This is a genomic window from Amycolatopsis sp. SID8362, from assembly GCF_010550475.1.
Lineage (GTDB): Bacteria > Actinomycetota > Actinomycetes > Mycobacteriales > Pseudonocardiaceae > Amycolatopsis > Amycolatopsis eburnea.
Genome location: NZ_JAAGNB010000878.1, coordinates 1 through 2,637, shown reverse-complemented (window position 1 = coordinate 2,637; position 2,637 = coordinate 1). Strand labels below are relative to the sequence as shown.

2 protein-coding genes and 2 pseudogenes are annotated in these 2,637 nt (G+C 72.5%); all 4 read left to right on the top strand.

Annotation, left to right across the window (positions count from 1 at the left end; all coding sequences use genetic code 11):
- Window positions 1–397 (top strand): annotated as a pseudogene (locus tag G3I65_RS27495) (magnesium transporter); the annotation flags it as partial.
- Window positions 398–400: 3 nt separating this feature from the next.
- Window positions 401–1,000 carry a hypothetical protein gene (locus tag G3I65_RS27490; RefSeq protein ID WP_160698687.1) on the top strand — a complete coding sequence of 200 codons (600 nt, stop codon included), beginning with the start codon at window positions 401–403 and terminating at the stop codon, window positions 998–1,000.
- A 2-nt stretch (window positions 1,001–1,002) separates the two neighbouring features.
- The gene (locus G3I65_RS27485) at window positions 1,003–2,004 is read left to right on the top strand and encodes a C40 family peptidase (protein ID WP_160698686.1); all 1,002 of its coding nucleotides are present in this window, start codon (window positions 1,003–1,005) and stop codon (window positions 2,002–2,004) included.
- 98 nt (window positions 2,005–2,102) lie between these two features.
- A pseudogene (locus G3I65_RS27480) lies at window positions 2,103–2,637 on the top strand (hypothetical protein); the annotation flags it as partial.

Sequence of the window (2,637 nt, the reverse complement as noted above, 5' to 3'; positions counted from 1 at the left end):
GGGCGCGCTGCCCGCGGGCGGCCGTCCCGGCTCGCCGGTGTTCGGCCAGTACAACCCCGCCAACGGCGACCCGGGCGACTACGTCGTCGTCGGGGCCAACGGGCGGCCGACCACGCGCGAGGAAAGCCGGCGCGTCGACACCTCGCCGGTGGCCGACCGGCGGTGGAACGACGAGCCCGAGCCCGTCGTCGTGCCGTCCGACCTGCGCGCGCCCGAATCCGGGTTCAGCGACTACCCGGCGCAGGACGCGCCCCGGACGCCGGGGGTGCGGGCCCAGCCGCGTCGCGTCGACCCGGAAGTCGTCGCCGGCAAGCCCGTGTTCGTGCTGTACCGGCCTTCGCGGGGCATCGAGGTCCGCGAGGAACCGCGGGACACCGACCAGGTCATGGGGCGGTGACGGATGCCGATCCGCACCAACCGCGGCCGCGCCGCGGTCTACCGGCGCCTGTGGGGGTGGCCGCTGCGCTCGCCGCGCCACCTCATCGGCGCGCTCGTGTTCCTCGCCATCCTCATCACCGCGCTCGGCATCGTGCTGCCCAAGGTCGTCGGCAAACCGCAGGCGAAGGCGTCGCCGACCACCGGGACCACGACGTCGGTGACCACGACCCCGCCGGGCGTCGCGGCGCCGGTGCCGACGTCGAACCTGCCGACGCGGCTGTCGACGCCGCTGGCCACGCCGACCCCGGCCCCGCCGAACGCCGACGCCATCCGCGTCGCCAAGGAGTGGGCCGCGGCCTGGGTGAACCACCCGGCAGGCATGACCTCCGAGCAGTGGCTCGCGCAGCTGAAGCCGTTCACCACCGAGGAGTACCTGCCGGTGATGGGCACGGTGGACCCGGCCAACATCCCGGCGACGAAGGTGACCGGTGAGCCGGTCGTCGGCACGTCCTACCCGAACTCGGTGCAGCTGACCATCCCGACCGACGGGCCCAAGCTCGCGATCACGGTCGTCAGCACCAACGCCGGCTGGCGCGTCGCCGACTACGACCAGGCGAGCTGAGCGTGCGGCGCCTGGGGTTGTGGCTGGGGCTGGTCGTGTTCGTCGCGATCGGCGCACTGGCCGTGACCGCGGTCGCCGCGAAGGTCGTCATCGACAACCAGCAGGCCCAGGCGGGGGGCATGTCGCTGATGAGCTGCGACGCCTCGGTCGGGCCGACCCAGCCCGGCCAGGGCGAGCGCGGCACGGTCGACGCGTCGAAGCTCGACGACGAGCAGCGCGGGATCGTCTCGGTGATCATCTCGGTCGGCAAGCAGCGGTCGCTGGCGCCGCGCGCGTGGCAGGTCGCGATCCAGGCCGGGATGACCGAGTCCGGGCTGCACAACCTCACCTACGGCGACCGCGACTCCCAGGGCATCTTCCAGATGCGCCCGTCGATGGGCTGGGGCTCGGTCGCGCAGATCACCGACCCGAACTACGCGGTGAACAAGTTCTACGACGTCCTGCTCGCGGTGCCGGACTGGGAGAACAAGCGCCCGGGCGACGCGGCGCAGGCGGTCGAGCGGTCGGGCTTCCCGGACCGCTACCACAAGTGGGAGCCGATGGCGGCGACGCTGGTGGAGAACGTCGGCCAGGTCGTCGACGTCGTCGCCTGCGGCACCGGCGTCGGCCAGCTGCTGCCGCCGAGCCAGGCGGCGGCGAAGGCGATCAGTTTCGCGCTGGGCGAGCAGGGTAAGCCGTACGTGTGGGGCGCCACGGGCCCGAACTCGTACGACTGTTCGGGACTGATGCTCCGCGCCTACGAGTCGGCCGGGATCATCCTGCCGCGCGTGTCCCGCGACCAGTACCACGCCGGCGCGTTGCTGCCGGTCCGCGAGGCGCAGCCGGGTGACCTGATCTTCCTGGCCACCGATCCGTCGGACCCGAACAGCATCCACCACGTGATGATGTACCTGGGCGACGGCAAGGTCGTGGAAGCCCAGCAGACGGGTGTGCCGGTGCACACGAGGCCGTTCAAGTTCGACGAGGCGGAAGTGGTTCCGCAGGCGGTCCGCCCCGGCGTTTAGCATGGGTCGCAGAGGGCCTTGACACGAATCGGCCGATTCACCCGACGTCGCGGCGCTTTCCACGAGCAGGCGGCCGCGTACTGGCAGAGGATGAGCACGTGGGACGTAAATTCGGCAAGCGAGGCAAGTCCGGCGGCGGCGAGCCCCGGGACCCGGCGTCGCTGTTCGGCGCGCCCCAGCCGCCCCGGCAGTCGGCGCGTCCCGCGTCCAGCACGCCCCTCGCCGACCAGCTGAGCCAGGGCTACCCGGGCGTGGACGCTGGCTACGTCGTGCTGCCCAGGTCCCTGGCGGAGGGCATGTCCCTGCCGTGGCAACACCAGATGGCGGCTCTGCTGGCCCAGTTCCACGCAGAGCACGCGCGGCTGACCTGGCCGATCTACCGGGTGGTGCCTTCGCGGTACGAGAAGCTGGCGGACCTCGACGAGGAGCAGCTCGCGGAGGCGGGCTACCTGGTGGAGATGGACGCCGACGGCGAGATGGTGTACCGCGAGCGGAGCGGCCGGAAGGTCGAGGACCCGCTGAACACGACGGTGCTGGTGTCGTCGTTGGACCCGATCCCGAAGCCGGCGGCGCGTCCGGCCCCGCCGCCGGGGGCGCGTCCGGCGCCCGGGGCGCCGGCCCCGATGAACATCG